Annotated in this window: 15 protein-coding genes; 8 read left to right on the forward strand and 7 right to left on the reverse strand. The window is 69.7% G+C overall.

What is annotated here, in order from left to right; translation table 11 throughout:
- The 5 genes from AC1DXV_RS22185 to AC1DXV_RS22205 all read left to right on the forward strand — a co-directional run.
- Positions 1-619, forward strand: a 619-nt coding sequence (locus AC1DXV_RS22185) for a DUF4384 domain-containing protein (protein ID WP_477935565.1), incomplete at its 5' end; no start/stop codon positions are given.
- Between the two features lie 191 nt (positions 620-810).
- The gene (locus AC1DXV_RS22190; protein ID WP_477865611.1) at positions 811-1,557 is read left to right on the forward strand and encodes a hypothetical protein; all 747 of its coding nucleotides are present in this window, start codon (positions 811-813) and stop codon (positions 1,555-1,557) included.
- 92 nt (positions 1,558-1,649) lie between these two features.
- Positions 1,650-3,608, forward strand: coding sequence for a C1 family peptidase (locus AC1DXV_RS22195; protein WP_477865610.1), 1,959 nt, complete (start codon positions 1,650-1,652; stop codon positions 3,606-3,608).
- 446 nt (positions 3,609-4,054) lie between these two features.
- The gene (locus AC1DXV_RS22200) at positions 4,055-5,185 is read left to right on the forward strand and encodes a sensor histidine kinase (RefSeq protein WP_477872885.1); all 1,131 of its coding nucleotides are present in this window, start codon (positions 4,055-4,057) and stop codon (positions 5,183-5,185) included.
- The gene (locus AC1DXV_RS22205; RefSeq protein WP_477935567.1) at positions 5,182-5,973 is read left to right on the forward strand and encodes a LytR/AlgR family response regulator transcription factor; all 792 of its coding nucleotides are present in this window, start codon (positions 5,182-5,184) and stop codon (positions 5,971-5,973) included. Before AC1DXV_RS22200 ends, AC1DXV_RS22205 begins: the two co-directional genes overlap by 4 nt.
- A gap of 20 nt (positions 5,974-5,993) precedes the next feature.
- Here the strand turns inward: AC1DXV_RS22205 and AC1DXV_RS22210 are convergent, their stop codons facing one another.
- Both AC1DXV_RS22210 and AC1DXV_RS22215 read right to left on the reverse strand, forming a co-directional pair.
- Positions 5,994-6,206, reverse strand: a complete 213-nt coding sequence (locus AC1DXV_RS22210) for a hypothetical protein (protein WP_477872880.1) — start codon at positions 6,204-6,206, stop codon at positions 5,994-5,996.
- 151 nt (positions 6,207-6,357) lie between these two features.
- Positions 6,358-8,166 carry an aminopeptidase P family protein gene (locus AC1DXV_RS22215; protein ID WP_477935569.1) on the reverse strand — a complete coding sequence of 603 codons (1,809 nt, stop codon included), beginning with the start codon at positions 8,164-8,166 and terminating at the stop codon, positions 6,358-6,360.
- A 186-nt stretch (positions 8,167-8,352) separates the two neighbouring features.
- Between AC1DXV_RS22215 and AC1DXV_RS22220 the strand changes: the two genes are divergently transcribed.
- Positions 8,353-9,264 (forward strand): hypothetical protein, encoded by a 912-nt coding sequence (locus AC1DXV_RS22220; RefSeq protein WP_477935571.1) that lies wholly within the window; start codon positions 8,353-8,355, stop codon positions 9,262-9,264.
- Here the strand turns inward: AC1DXV_RS22220 and AC1DXV_RS22225 are convergent.
- The gene (locus AC1DXV_RS22225; RefSeq protein ID WP_477874155.1) at positions 9,191-9,544 is read right to left on the reverse strand and encodes a darcynin family protein; all 354 of its coding nucleotides are present in this window, start codon (positions 9,542-9,544) and stop codon (positions 9,191-9,193) included. The two genes, AC1DXV_RS22220 and AC1DXV_RS22225, sit on opposite strands and share 74 nt — an antisense overlap.
- A gap of 106 nt (positions 9,545-9,650) precedes the next feature.
- On the opposite strand from AC1DXV_RS22225, the gene AC1DXV_RS22230 reads away from it, so the two are divergent.
- Together AC1DXV_RS22230 and AC1DXV_RS22235 are read left to right on the forward strand one after the other, a co-directional pair.
- Positions 9,651-10,292: a TetR/AcrR family transcriptional regulator gene (locus tag AC1DXV_RS22230; protein ID WP_477935573.1), complete on the forward strand. Its 642-nt coding sequence runs from the start codon at positions 9,651-9,653 to the stop codon at positions 10,290-10,292.
- A gap of 68 nt (positions 10,293-10,360) precedes the next feature.
- Positions 10,361-10,774, forward strand: a complete 414-nt coding sequence (locus AC1DXV_RS22235; protein WP_477935575.1) for a hypothetical protein — start codon at positions 10,361-10,363, stop codon at positions 10,772-10,774.
- A 13-nt stretch (positions 10,775-10,787) separates the two neighbouring features.
- Here AC1DXV_RS22235 and AC1DXV_RS22240 read toward each other — a convergent pair whose 3' ends face one another.
- The 4 genes from AC1DXV_RS22240 to AC1DXV_RS22255 form a co-directional block, all read right to left on the reverse strand.
- Positions 10,788-11,753 carry an ABC transporter permease gene (locus AC1DXV_RS22240; protein WP_477873288.1) on the reverse strand — a complete coding sequence of 322 codons (966 nt, stop codon included), beginning with the start codon at positions 11,751-11,753 and terminating at the stop codon, positions 10,788-10,790.
- Positions 11,746-12,732, reverse strand: a complete 987-nt coding sequence (locus tag AC1DXV_RS22245; RefSeq protein ID WP_477935576.1) for an ABC transporter permease — start codon at positions 12,730-12,732, stop codon at positions 11,746-11,748. The genes AC1DXV_RS22240 and AC1DXV_RS22245 overlap by 8 nt, the downstream gene beginning before the upstream one ends.
- A 5-nt stretch (positions 12,733-12,737) precedes the next feature.
- The gene (locus AC1DXV_RS22250) at positions 12,738-14,279 is read right to left on the reverse strand and encodes a sugar ABC transporter ATP-binding protein (RefSeq protein ID WP_477935578.1); all 1,542 of its coding nucleotides are present in this window, start codon (positions 14,277-14,279) and stop codon (positions 12,738-12,740) included.
- Positions 14,280-14,340: 61 nt separating this feature from the next.
- Positions 14,341-14,796: type 1 periplasmic-binding domain-containing protein (locus tag AC1DXV_RS22255; RefSeq protein WP_477935580.1), on the reverse strand; the 456-nt coding region annotated here is incomplete at its 5' end.

The raw sequence follows: 14,796 nt of genomic DNA on the forward strand, positions 1-14,796 counted from the left end.
GTCTGCATCGGCCGCAGGCGTGACGACCGCCACGGCGCCGTCACCGGCGCCGGCCGTCGCCCCCGCGCCGCCGCCGGCCGTGCCCTTCGGCCTGGTCACGGCGCTGCAGGACATCGTGCGCCACGCTGACCCGGTGCTGGGCGTCAACGCACTGGCCGACAAGTCGCAGCTGCGCATCGGCAGCGACCGGCTGCAGTTCCGCGTCAAGTCGTCGGAGGCCGGCTACCTGTACGTGTTCCTGGCCGGCACCGACAAGGCCCACTTCTACCTGCTGTTCCCGAACGAGCTCGACAAGAACAACCGCATCGAGCTGAACCGCGAGGTGGTGCTGCCGCGTGCCGGCTGGCACATCACCGCCGGCGGGCCGCCGGGCACCGACCACATCGTCGCGATGGTGTCGCGCAAGCCGCGCGACATGACCGGCATCGGCGTCAAGAAGGCCGGCGACCAGATCCCCGAGATCGACCTCGGGCTCGCCGGGCAGTTGTGGGCGGCGCGGCAACCGGGCGAGAGTCCCTTCGCCGGCAAGGCGGTGTGTGGCGCCGGCGAGTCGCCGTGCGATGGCAGCTATGGCGCCACCTTGCTGGTGGTCGACGAGGTCGCCGCCGGCGGCAAGTAGCCGCGCCGCGGAACTCCGTACCCCTCGGATGCCACTCAGCGTGGCAATCGACACGAGGAATGGCCATGGCCCTGCACGGACCGGGAGGAGCGGCGAAGCGACCGCGTGGGGAGGCGCCTTCTCCCGCCGTCGACGGGCGGACCGAGCTCGTGCGGCATGTGCGGACATGCCGGCGCATGGCTTGTGAAACCATGGCCCGCGAACCATTCGACCATGCTGTCGGCAGGCTGCTGGCCGGCGACAGCGCCTGGGAGATCAGGCGTCGAGAGAACATGGCGGGCCAAGTCGGGCCCGGGCCGGGCCTTCATGTGTCGGGGCTGCGGAAGCGGCTGCCGGCCGGCAGCATCGCGACATTCGGCCATCGAATGATGGCGCTTCAACGGCTGCCGCTGGGACTCGGCATCCAGCTCGACCCGCAGACGGGCGAGATCTTCAGGGAAGACGGCGGCAGCGTTCGTGCAGCCGCCCACGTGACGCTGGTGCTGCAATGGCTGGGACGTGCGCGGGGGCGCCTGGTGATGGTTGAAGCCTTCGGAGAACAACACGAGCGCAGCTTGATTCAATGCGTGAACTCCGCGCGTCAGTTGCTGCCGAAGAATGCCATCGAGTACATGGATGGCGGCTACCGACTGAGCTTGCCGGCCGAGGTGCTGGATGGCGATGTGCGCACGGTGGGCCCTTTCACGGTATGGCCGGAGCAGCGTGCGGTGCTGGTTGCGCCGCGGGGAATGTCGGAAGTTCCTGCCTACCTGACGGACCGCGAGTACCTGATTTTCGACAGCTTGCTGGACAGGCGAGGGCGGCCGGTGCGCAAGGCTGCCATCGAGGCAGCGAGTCAGACGACAGGGAATCGCATCCGATATTCATACAACGCGTTGCGCTGCAAGCTCGGACCGGAGATGTTCATCGAAACGCCTGGCTGCTACCAGATCAAGTGACGCCGGCCTCCTCACTTTGAAGGCTTGCGGCTCGTGCCCCGACGCGGTCCAATGCGCATCCGACAAGCACATCGAACCGATGGGGAGGCTTCATGGCAGCACGAACGGTGAAGGTCGCAGGCGCAACGAAGGTGGCGAAACCGCGCCGCCCCACCGCCGACCCGCTGCCGAAGAACACCCCGTTCATGCGCGTCGCGCGCCCCGACGAGATCGATGTGCGCGACAGGCCCTACCGCCCGGCCATCGGCAGCGCGCCGCCGCCGACGCTGTTCCCGAAGCACGGGCTGCCGGTCAAGTACCAGGGCGACACGATGGCCTGCACCGGCTTCGCGCTGTCGCTGGTCGTCGAGCACCTGCTGCTGGCCTCGGGCCGCGAGCGCAAGCCTGCCATCTCGCCGTACATGCTGTACTCGATGGCGCGCCGCTATGACGAGTACCCGGGCTCGTCCGAAGACAAGGGCTCCAGCCTGCGCGGTGCGATGAAGGGCTGGTTCAAGCACGGGGCCTGCCGCGAGCCGCTGTTCCCCGGGCTCGAGATGCCGGCGGTGAGCAAGAGCCTGGCCGACGACTGGTGGTTCGATGCCGTCAAGCGCCCGCTCGGCGCCTACTACCGCATCGACCACAAGGCGATCACCGACATGCATGCCGCGCTGAACGAGGTGGGCATCCTGTATGCGAGCGCCGGCTGCCATTCGGGCTGGGACGACGGCATCGAACTGACGGCACTGAAGAAGCGGCCGATCTCGTTCACCGAGCCGAAGAAGGGGATCTGGGAGATCCCGGTCAAGGGCGGGCATGCGCGGCATTCGGGCCACGCGTTCGCGATCGTCGGCTACAACGAGCGCGGCTTCCTGATCCAGAACTCCTGGGGCACCGACTGGGGCTCGTACGGCTACGCGATCCTGAGTTATGACGACTGGATCGCCAACGCGATGGACTGCTGGGTCGCGCAGCTTGGCGTGGTGACGCAGGACCACACCGCGATCTCGAAATCGATCAGCCTGCGCACCGACGCGGCCGGCCGTGTCGCGCTCGCGGCGAGCGAGGTGCTGCGCAACCGCGAGCTGTCGCCGTTCATCGTCAACATGGGCAACAACGGTGCGCTGAGCAACAGCGGCGTGTTCCGCACCCGGCCCGACGACGTGCGCGCGATCGTCGACGTGCAGCTCGCGCAGGCGCGCAAGCAATGGGGGCTGCAGGACGGCGTGGTCGACGTCTGCATCTTCGCGCATGGCGGGCTGGTCGGCGAATCGGCTGCGGCCGACATCGCGGCGCAGTGGATCCCGATGCTGTACGAGCAGAAGATCTTTCCGATCTTCCTGATGTGGGAGACCGACTTCTTCACCAGCGCGCTGAACTGCATCGACGATGCGATCCGCGACGTGCCGCGCAGCACGGCCGCCGGCTCGTCGATGACGGCCTGGTGGAACGAGCGGCTGGAGCGCGTGCTGTCGCGCCCTGGCACGCGCATCTGGGGCGAGATGAAGCAGAACGCCGACGCGATGAGCGCGTACAAGCCCGGTGTGCCGGACGACGAGCAGGCCGGCGCGGTGCTGCTGTACGGGCATTTCAAGCATGGCGTGGCCGACAAGCGCATCCGCATGCATTTCGTCGGGCATTCGGCCGGCAGCATCGTCGCGACCCTGATGATCGATCGGCTCGCACAAGAGGGCATGCGCTTCGAATCGGTGAGCTTTCTCGCGCCGGCGGTGCGCGTCGACACCTTCGACCGCTGCCTGCGGCCGCACCTGGTGACGGGCGTCGTCAAGCGCTACCAGCAGTTCCACCTGAGCGAGCGCGCCGAGCAGCAGGACCACACCTGCGGGCCGTACCGGCGCTCGCTGCTGTACCTCGTCAGCGAGTCGTTCGAGGGGGGGAGCACGACGCCGATCCTGGGGATGCAGCGCTTCTTCGACGCTTCTGCGAAGGGCTTGCCGAACACCACGGCGTGGGTGTCGCCGGGGCCGGTGAGCACCAGCACGACGCATGGGGGGTTCGACGATGACCCGGGGACGCGGGGGCAGGTGGTTTCCTTCATCCTGAAGGGGTGATCGACTGCGGGGGGGCTGCCGGGTCTCGCCCCGGCGGGCGAGTCACTTTCATTTGAGCCCAAATGAAAGTAACCAAAGCAAAGGGCTTTGAAAACCATACGGTTCGTTCAGTCTGGCTGCGGACAACACTGCCACTTCGGCTGCACATCCACGTTCATTGGGATCGTTGTTCTCCCGCTCCACTCGACTCGCTCGCTCGGCCAACAATCCCAATGAAGGTGGAGCTCCAGCCGAAGTGGCAGTGTTGTCCGCAGCGGGCAGAACGAACCGTATGGTGTTGTATTGAAGCCCTTTGCTTTGGTTACTTTCATTTGGGCTCAAATGAAAGTGACTCGCCCGGAAGGGCGAAACAGAGCCCGTCACTCACACCGCGGGATCCGCCGTCCGTCGCACATCGGGCTGCATGGCTTGCCGGGTTCGGCCCCCGCGCCGTATCGTGGCATCCCATGAAGCCCGTTCCGCCAACCCCTTCCGCCACTCCTGCCCCGCCCGCGCGCCACCTCGCCCGCCTCTGGGCCTCGCTGACGCCGCGCCGCATCGCGATCAACCTGGTCGTGGCCACCGTCGCCGCGATCGCACTGAACCCGATCTTCGTGACGCCCTTCCTCAGCGTCTGGGGCCGCAGCATCTTCGTCGGCCTGATGCTGCTGGTGGCCTTCGACATCGCCGGGCACTGGCCGTCGCGCTGGCTGCCACGCTGGGTCGTGCAGGTGGCAGCGGTCGTCATCACCGCGCCGGTCGCGACGCTGGTCGCCTACCTGGTGATGGTGCAGGGCGATGTCACCAGCTTCCAGCGCAACGAAGGCCTGCTGTGGGGCTTCTTCTCGATCGCCACCACCGGCCTCGCCGTCGGCCTCACGCTCGCGCTCGGCGCGCTGTACCGCGAGCGCGATGCTCAGGCCCGCTCGCAGGCACTCGCCTTCGCGCTGGAGCGCAGCACGCTCGAGAAGCAGGCGCTCGATGCGCGGCTGCGCCTGCTGCATGCGCAGGTCGAGCCGCATTTCCTGTTCAACACGCTGGCCAACGTGCAGCAACTGGTGGAGTCGGGCTCCGAACGGGCCGGCCCGGTGCTGAACAGCCTGATCGCCTACCTGCGTGCCACGGTGCCCAGCCTCGCGCAGACCAGCAGCACGCTCGGCCACGAGACCGGCCTGGTGCGCGCTTATCTCGATCTGATGCGCATGCGCATGCCGGACCGACTGGCCTTCGAGGTCGCGGTGCCCGATGCGCTCGCGAACCTGCCGTTCCCGCCGATGGCGCTGCTGACGCTGGTCGAGAACGCGGTGCGCCACGGCATCGACCCGAGCGAGACGGGCGGGCGCATCGAGGTCGGTGCCCGTGCCGATGCACGGCAGGCCTGCGTCGAGGTCTGGGTCAGCGACACCGGGGCCGGCATGGACGAGAAGGCCGCACCCGGCACCGGCCTCGCCAACCTGCGCGAACGGCTGAAGGCCACCTATGGCGATGCGGCGAGGCTGGAGCTGTGCGACGAGACTCCGCACGGCCTGCGCGCCACGCTGGTGCTGCCCGACCCGAGCCCGCAGCTCGCGAAACCCGACACCGGAGCCGGACGATGAACCCCACCGCACTGATCGCCGACGACGAGCCGCTGCTGCGCGAGCGCCTGCGCGGGATGCTGCAGCGGCTCTGGCCGGAACTCGCGATCGTCGCCGAGGCGCGCAACGGCCGCGAGGCGGTGGAGCTGTTCGACGAGCATGCGCCGCAGGTGGTGTTCCTCGACGTGCACATGCCGGGGTTGAACGGCGTCGAGGCGGCGCGCTCGATCGCGCGGCGGGCCCAGGTGGTGTTCGTCACCGCCTACGAACAGTACGCGGTGACGGCCTTCGAGCAGGGGGCGGTCGACTATGTCGTGAAGCCGTTCGACGAGGAGCGCCTGGCCGACACGGTGCAGCGGCTGCGCCAGCGGCTGGGATCGGGCACCGGCGGCGCCTCGCCTGCGGCGGACGACCGGCTGGAGGCGGCGATCGAGAAGATGTCAGCCGAACTGCGCCGTCAGTCACCGGCGCAGCGGCAGGCCGGCTGGCTGCAGTGGATCAAGGCGTCGGTGGGCAACAGCGTGCGGCTGATCCCGGTCGAGCAGGTGGCCTACCTGCGCTCCGACGAGAAATACACGCTGGTCGTGTGGGAGGGCGGCGAAGCGCTGATCCGCCGCACGATCCGCGAACTGGCCGATGAACTCGATCCGGAGTGCTTCGTGCAGGTGCACCGTTCGGTGATCGTCAACCTGCACCAGGTGGCCCAGGTGGTGCGCGGGCCGAACGAGACGGCCGACGTGCACATCAAGGGCCGCAGCGAGCTGCTGCCGGTGAGCCGCAGCTACGTGCACGTGTTCCGGCACATGTGAGGCGGCGGCCCTGGCGTTGATCACTGCAGCGTCGTGCGCATCGCCTGCGTGGCCTCGGCGACGCTCTGCACGCGCTTGCCGGTGATCGTGACCATCGGCAGCGTGACGATGTCGGCGCTGGCCTGCTGTGTGGTGCCGGCGCGGCCCTCCTCGAGCATCGCGATCGCGATCGACAGCGTCGCGGCGATCAGCACGGTGAAGGTCAGCAGCGGGGCGAAGAGGCGGTCGAACATGTCAGTCTCCAGCGGTAGGTGTGTTGCGTTGGAGTGAACTGTAGGCAGCCGCCCGCGCCGGCGACAGCGCGCTGAGACGAAGCGTCGAAACACGGGGACAGGCTGCGGGTCGGCACGACGGGGCGCGCCGGCCCGCAGCGCTCCCCGGGTGTCAGACCGGCTCGGTGCGCGCCACCAGCCAGGCCAGCGCGTCGCCGCTCACCAGCGGCGACAACCGCTCGCGCACCACGCGGTGGTAGTCGTTCAGCCACGCGGCCTCGTCGGCGCGCAGCAGGCTGCGGTCGATGCAGCGGGTGTCGATCGGGCACAGCGTCAGCGTCTCGAAACCGAGGAACTCGCCGAATGCACCGTTCTCGGGCGTGTCCGCTGCGACGTTCAGCACCAGGTTCTCGATGCGAACGCCCCACTGGCCGCCGCGGTACAGGCCGGGCTCGATGCTGGTGACCATGCCGGGCTCCATCGCCATCTGCGGCTCGGGGATCGCCTTGCTGATGCTCTGCGGGCCTTCGTGCACGTTCAGGAAGTAGCCGACGCCGTGGCCGGTGCCGTGGCCGTAGTCGAGGCCGTGCTCCCACAGCGGCGCGCGGGCGATGGCATCGAGCATCGGCGACAGCGTGCCGCGCGGGAAGCGGGCCCGGCTCAGCGCCAGCGTGCCCTTCAGCACCAGCGTGTAGTCGCGCCGCTGCGCGGCCGAGACCGTGCCGATCGGCCAGACGCGGGTGATGTCGGTGGTGCCGCCCAGGTACTGGCCGCCGGAATCGATCAGCAGCAGGCCGTCGCCCTCGATCACCGCGTGCGATTCGGGCGTCGCCCGGTAGTGCGGCATCGCGCCGTTGGCGTTGAAGCCGGCGATGGTGTTGAAGCTCAGGCCGACGAAGCCGGGCCGGCGCGCGCGCGCGGCGCTCAGCTTCTCGTCGATCGTCAGCTCGGTGATCCGTTCCTGGCCGAGCGCCTGCTCGAACCACGCATAGAACTCGCACATCGCGGCGCCGTCCTGCGCCATCGCGTCGCGCACGAAGGCGGCCTCGGCGGCGCTCTTGCGGCTCTTCAGCAGCGTGCTCGGGTTGATCGCCTCGACCACCTTCACGGCGGCCGGCACGTTCTCGCGCAGGCCGAGCGTGATGCGGCGCGGGTCGATCAGCAGCGTGGCCTCGGCGCCCAGCCGGGCCAGCGCGGCTGCCGCCTCGGTGTACGGTGCCAGTTGCACGCCGTCGGCGGCGAGCGCCGCCTGCAGCGCAGCCGGCACCTTGCCGACGCCGACGAACAGCGTCGCGCCGTGCAGGCCGATCAGCGCGTGGGCCAGGAACACCGGGTTGTAGCTGACGTCGGAGCCGCGCAGGTTGAAGATCCACGCGATGTCGTCGACGGTGGAGACGAAGTGCTGCGTGGCGCCGTGCACCGCCATCGCGCGGCGCAGCTCGGCCAGCTTGGCGCTGCGGGCCAGCGGCGCGTGGGGCGCGGCATGCTCGTAGACCGGCGCCTCGGGCAGCGCCGGGCGATCGGGCCACACGTCTTCCAGCAGGTCGAGGTCGGTGCGCAGCGGCACGCCGGCGCGCGTCAGCGCGGTGCGCAGCTGCTGTGCGGCCGCCAGGCCCAGCACCGCGCCGTCGACCGCGACCACCTGCCCGGTGGGCACCTGGCTGGCCAGCCATTCGACGTGGTGGGTGGCGGCGCCGCTCGGGATCTTCACCAGCTCGATGCCGGTGCCGGCCAGTTCGGCCTCGGCCTGCACCCAGTAGCGGCTGTCGGCGAACAGTGCCGCGCGCTCGGTGGTGACGACCAGCGTGGCCATCGAGCCGGTGAAGCCCGACAGCCATTCGCGCCCCTGCCAGCGCCCCGGCAGGTACTCGGACAGGTGAGGATCGCTCGACGGCACCAGCAGCGCGGCCATCTGGTGCTGTTTCAGCGCGTCGCGCACGCGCTCCAGGCGCAGGCGGATCGGGGAGGTGCGGGTGTCCATGGGTTCGGCTCCGTTCGGGACCCGCACGCCTCCCGGGTCGGGAAGCCAGCGGGGAAAGCGTGGATTTTAGGGGCCCGGTTTGCACCGGACACGGAAAACCGCGCGGCCGAGGGACTTCTGCATTTTCTCTTCGCAGTTGGCGCTCATCCTGTGCGTCGGTGCGCCGCGCGCCCCCGAGGAGATGCCATGCCATTCGACCCCCGAATCGAGAAAGAAGCCTTCCTGCACGCCGACCGTGCGCTGCTGCGGCAGCTTCTCGACATCGATTTCCAGCTCTACCGCCCGATGGGCTACCTGGCCGCCACCATGCTGCACAAGCTGGTGTACTGCTGGCTCGTCGGCCTGCACGAGGACATCGCGCCGGTGCTGCCGCGCGTGATCGGCTGGCTCGACCATGCGATCAACAGCGGCGAGGCCGGCCTGGAGCAGCGCCGGGAAACCGGCGATGAAGTCCTCGCCCTGGGCGAGAGCGGCGAGCCGCGCACGATGCGCCCGAACCTGCACGCGACGCGGGCGATGGCCCGCTGGCTGCACGGCGGCGAGGCGGCCTGCGATGACTGGTCCGGCGCGCGGCGTTGCCAGGCGGCATGGCGCGCGAACCTCGCGCGCGGCGCGCGGCGCCTGACGCCCCACCAGCTCGCGCTGGACGACTACCTCGCCTGGTGCGTGCAGTGCGGCGAATACACCGCCGGCATCGAGCTGATCGAGAGCCAGCTGGCGCTGCGCGCCTCGGCGCCGGCGCATGCGGTGCTGACCCGCCTGCCGCGCCCGCGCGAGTTCGCCTACGCGGTCTGCCTGCACCATGCGCGCGGCCGCTTCGAGCCGGCCGACCTGTTCGAGGCCGGCAAGCGCATGCTCAATGGCTGCCTCGACGAAGGCTGGCTCGCCACCGGCGAGTCGCTGCGGGCGGCGATGTGGCTGAAGATCGTGCACTGGGACCTCGCCGCGCCGATCGGCCAGGCCGCCGCGAGCCCGCTCGACACGGTGCGGCGGGCGCTCGATCACCTGGCGCCGCCGCCGGTGCTCACAGCGCGCACGACTGGGACACCGCGAAATCGTCCTCTCGCCAGCACTCTCCGTGCGTCGGGATCACGTTGATGACCTCGAAGTACGGCAGGCCGAAGTACTCGCATCCGTGCAGCGCCTCGACCGCGGCGTGGTACTCGTCGAGGTCGGGGGTCTCCCAGACCGCGACCTCGGCGCACTGGGTGTCCCAGCGCGATTCGCAGGTCTCGAACTGCCGCAGGCGCAGCGACGGGAAGTTCTCGAACACCAGCACCAGCACGCGTTCGCGGAACGCCGCGCGCCGCGCGGCATCGAGCGATCGCCAGTGGGAGGTGGCCTGCAACAGCATGAAGAAAGTGTGCGTTCTTGACATGGTGAAGGTGGGAGGTGAGTTGACGCAACGAAGCGCCTTGCCGACACTATGCGAGTTTTTATTCGTATTTGAAACTCGCATTTCAGAACCCGCACTCCGGAAGCCGATGTCCACACCGCAGACCGCCTCGCCCAGCACCCCTCTCACGCCCCGCAAGGCGCCGCGCCAGGCGCGCTCGCGGGCCACCGTCGACGCGATCCTCGATGCCGCGGCTCGCGTTCTGGTGCAGCGCGGCTATGCCGCGACCACGACGAACGCGGTGGCCGAGGTGGCCGGCGTCAGCGTCGGCTCGCTGTATCAGTACTTCCCGAACAAGGATTCGCTGATCGCCGCGCTGCATGACCGGCACGGCCGGCAGATGAGCGCGCTGCTCGATGCCGCGCTGCTGCAGCACCGCGGCTCGTCGCTGCCGGAGGCGCTGGCCGGGGTGATCGAATCGGCGGTGAAGGCGCACCAGCTCGACACCGACCTGCACCGCGTGCTCGAGAAGCAGGTGCTCGGCCTGCACCAGTTTCCCGGCGAGGACGAATCGGTCGACGAGATCGAGCGGCGCCTGCGCGGGCTGCTGGAAGCGCACCGTGCCGACATCGTCGTCGAGGATCTCCGGCTGGCCACCTACATGCTGATGCACGCGGTGCATGCGCTGATCCACGCGGTGGTGCTGGAGCGGCCGAGCGGCGTCTCGGTGAAGGCGGCCACGCGCGAGACGGTGCGCATGGCGCTGGCGTACCTCACGGCCCGGCTCTGACCCTGCGTGGAACCGGATCGCCGGCGAGGTGACTCAGTCGGCATCTGGGGCGCCCAAGGAGACCGTGGATGAGACCGTTGTGTGGACAACTCGAGCGTGTCCTTGGCAGCTTCACTGCAACTCCGACCGACGAAGAATGGCATCCGCCGCCGTTCAGGCTGACCATCGTGCGGCAGGTCGGCGATGCCCGTGCGTGCCTGGCCCACAACATGCCCTCTCCCGAGACGGTGATCAAGGGCAGCGCGGTGGCGGCGGTCACCCTGATCACGCTGGCCGCCCTGCTGCTTCACAAGTCGCCCGATGACGGGGCCGATGGCGATCGCTACGACGGTGCGATGCCCGCTGCAGAATCGCGCGCCCAAGGCGGCGTCGTGATGGCGCTGATCGTGGCCGCGGTCTGCGTCGCGGCCTGCCTGTACGCCACCGGTCTGCATTGCCTGTCGGACTCCCCGCCCGCTGACCCACCCGGCGAAGGCGCTTGACCGGCAGCCCGCCTCAGCGCGCCGGCGCGGCCCGCCCGTACAGCAGCAGCATCGCGACGATCACGCTGCCGTAGATCAGGTGGCGCCCCCATTCCTCGATCTGCATCACGGAGAGAATGGATTGCAGCAGCGTGATCAGGATCACGCCGGCCACCGTACCGAGGTAGTGGCCGCGCCCGCCGAGGATCGAGGTGCCGCCGAGCACCACCGCGGCGATCGCCGGCAGCAGGTAGGGATCGCCCATGGCCTGCGCCGCCTTGCTCGCATAGCCGGCCAGCAGCACGCCGCCGAAGGCCGACAGCCCGCCGGCCACCGCGAAGGCGGCCATCACGACCGCCCGCGTGCGTGCGCCCGACAGGTAGGCGGCGCGCTCGCGGTTGCCGATCGCGTAGACGCAACGGCCGAAGGTGGTGCGCGTCAGCACGAACACCGCCGCCGCGCCGACCGCCGCCCACACCAGCAGCGCGTTCGGAATGCCGATGAGGCTGTGGCCGGTCGCGATGAAGCGCATCGCCGGCGACGACGCATCCTGCGGCGAGTAGCCCCCGGTGTGCACCACCATCAGCCCCTGCGCCACCGCATTCACGGCCAGCGTGACGATCATCGACGGGATGCGCAGGAACGCGACGCCGAAGCCGTTCAGCAGCCCGAGCGCCACGCCGCAGGCGATGCCGAACGGGATCGCGAACGCGCTGCCCCACGGCCCCCAGCCGGTCGCTGCGGTGGCCATCATCGCGCCGACCGCCACCACCCAGGGCACCGACAGGTCGATCTGCCCGAGCAGGATCACCAGCATCGCGCCGGTCGCGATCACGCCGAGGAACGAGGCCACCTTCAGCTGCTGCAGCAGGTACTCGGGCGACAGGAAGCTGCTGCTGTAGAGGCTGCCGAGCAGCAGCAGTGCGACGATGCAGCCGAAGGCCGAGGTGATGGGGCCTGCGATCGGGCCCCGGAAGTGCCGGGCCAGGTTCCTATCCATACAGATCGAGCCGGTTGCGCAGCTTCAAGAGCCGCAGCGCCCCCACGCAGATGGCGGCGAACAGCACCACGCCCTGGAACAGCGGCTGCCACAGCGGCTCGAGGTTGAACACGAACATCAGGTCGCCGATGGTGCGGAACATCAGCGCGCCGAACACCGCGCCGACCGCGCTGCCCGATCCACCGAACAGCGACACCCCGCCCAGCACCACCGCGGCGATCGAGTACAGCGTGTAGGTGCTGCCGTTGGCCGACGAGGCTTCGCCCGACCAGGTGATGCAGGTGACGAACAGCCCGGCGACCGACGCGAGCAGCCCCGACAGCACGTAGGCGACGAACTTGGCCCGCCGCACCGGCACGCCCGACATGTAGGCCGCCTGCTCCGACGAGCCGACCGCCGCGGCCGCGCGCCCGATCACCGAGCGGCGGTACGGCAGCCACACCGCCAGCACCAGTGCGAGCAGCAGCGCGAGCGCCGCCGGGATGCCGCCCGGCAGCTGCCCGGTCAGCGCATCGGCCAACCCGGCGTTCACGTCGCCGCCCGGCACGCGACGCAGCGCGAGCGCGAGGCCGAAGAAGGCCGAACCGGTCGCGATCGTCGCGACGATCGGCTGCAGCCGCCCGACGATCACGATCAATCCGTTCAACGCACCGCAGGCGCAGCCCGCCAGCAGCACGCCGGCGACGCCGAGCGCCGTCTGCCCCGGCGTGCCGACGACGAGGTGCGAGGCCAGGCAGTTGGCGAGCACCAGCACCATGCCGACCGACAGGTCGATGCCGGAGGTCAGCACGACCAGCGTCTGCGCCATCGCGACGATCGCCAGCAGCACGCCCTTGTTGGCCGCGGTGGTGGCGACATTCGCGGTCAGGCCGGCCGGGTGGTTGGCTGCGTAGACCGCGAACATCACGACGAAGCCGATGAACGCGAGCAGCGTGCCCTGGTGCTCGCGCAGGCGATGGGGCCAATCGCCGTTCGTCATCATGCTCAGGCGGCCGCCGGCACGTTCACTGAAACGTCCAGCGCCGCGCCGACCAGCGCGTGCTCGGTGATCGCGTCGCCGACCAGCTCGCGGCGGATCCGGCCCTCGACCATCACCAGCACGCGATCGCAGCAGCCGATCAGCTCGTCGTGGTCGGTCGAGTAGAAGAGGAGGGCCGCGCCGTCGTCCGCCAGCCGGCGCAGCAACTGGTAGATCTCCTGCTTGGTGCCGACGTCGATGCCGCGCGTCGGATCGTTCAGCAGGATGATGCGCGGCGCCCGCATCAGCCACTTGCCGATCACCAGCTTCTGCTGGTTGCCGCCCGAGAGCGCGCCGGCCGCCACGTCGAGGCCGTCGCAGCGCACCGCGAGCAGCGCCATCATCCGCTCCACCGCGGCGCGCTCGGCCTGGCGGTCGATCACGCCGCCGTGCGACAGCGCGCCGAGTGCCGCGAACGACAGGTTCTCGCGCACCGACATCGGCAGCATCAGGCCTTCGGTCTTGCGGTCTTCGGGAATCAGCGCCATGCCGACGCGCGGCTGCTTCGCGGCATGCGGGCCGGTGAGCGGGGTCGGCCGGCCGTCGATCAGCAGCTCGCCGCGGCAGCCGCGCAGCACGCCGAACAGCGCGAGCAGCAGTTCGCGCTGGCCCTGGCCGTCGAGGCCGCCGAGGCCGACGATCTCGCCGGCGCGCAACTGCAGCGAGACGTCGGCGAGGCGGTGCGTCCAGTGCAGGCCGCGCAGCTCGAGGCGCGCCGGCGCGGGCACGGTGGTGGCATCCGGCGTGCGCACCGGCTTGTCCGGGAACACGCCGCTGTAGCTGCGGCCGATCATCAGCTCGACGATCTCGGTGTCGGTCTTCGTGCCGGCCGCGAAGTGCGCGACGCTGCGGCCATCGCAGAACACGGTGCATTCGTCGGCGAGCTCGGCGATCTCGTGCATGCGGTGCGAGATGTACAGCAGCGCGAGCCCGTCGGCGCGCAGCTGCTTCAGCACCGCGTAGACCCGCTCGACATCGGCGGCGGTCAGCGCCGACGTGGCCTCGTCGAGGATCAAGAGCCGCGGCCGGCGCGCGAGCGCCTTCGCGATCTCGACCATCTGCCGCCGCGACAGCGAGAGGTCCTTCACCAGCGCGAGCGGGTGGATGTCGGTGGCACCGGCGCGCGCGAGCGCCGCTTCGGCCTGGCGGCGTTGCGCGCGGCGGTCGATCAGTCCGAAACGGCCGAGGTGGCGGGGAGGCTGGCTGATGAACAGGTTGTCGGCCACCGACAGGTCGGGCACCAGCGACAGCTCCTGGAACACGCAGGTGATGCCGGCGGCGTTGGCCGCGGCGGGCGATGCGAACGAGACCGGCTGGCCGTCGAGCAGCATGCGGCCCTCGTCGGGCGCGACGACGCCGGCGATCAGCTTGATCAGCGTCGACTTGCCGGCACCGTTCTCGCCGAGGATCGCGTGGATGCGGCCGGGTTCGACGCGCAGGTCGGCCGATTGCAGGGCGTGCACGCCGCCATAGCGCTTGCTGATCCCTTGGGTTTCGAGAAGGCTCATGGCCCGTAGCCCGGATGGCAATCCGGGTTCGTCGGCCGCAGATCCCGGATTGCCATCCGGGCTACTTGTTTACTTCCGATTGGCCCATGATCTCCTGGGCCGTGAAGTTGATCCCGCAGGTCGGGAACGCGTTGCCGACGAAGAAGTTGTCGGACTGCGTCGCGTAGAAGTTGGCGCCGTCCTTGAAGCCCGGCTCCTCCACCGTCGACAGCGGCAGCTTGATCGACTGCGGCAGCACCTTGCCCTCGAGCGCCGCGATCGCCACCTTGATCGCCACCGCCACCTGCGCCGGCCCGGTGCCGCCCGATGCGCACTTCAGCCCCTGCCCGGCGTATTTCGCGCAGAACTTGCGGAAGCCGTTCTCGGTCTCGCCGGCGAACGGCACCATCGGGTGCTTCGCGTCGAGCATCGCCTGCACGACGCCGGTGTCGCCGCCCTGCGCGGTGATCGCGTCGAACTTCTTGTGCACCGCGATCGCATCGGCCGTGACCTTCTGCGAGGTGGGGTCGTCCCATTT

The sequence above is a fragment of the Rhizobacter sp. P3_C12 genome (assembly GCF_056402735.1).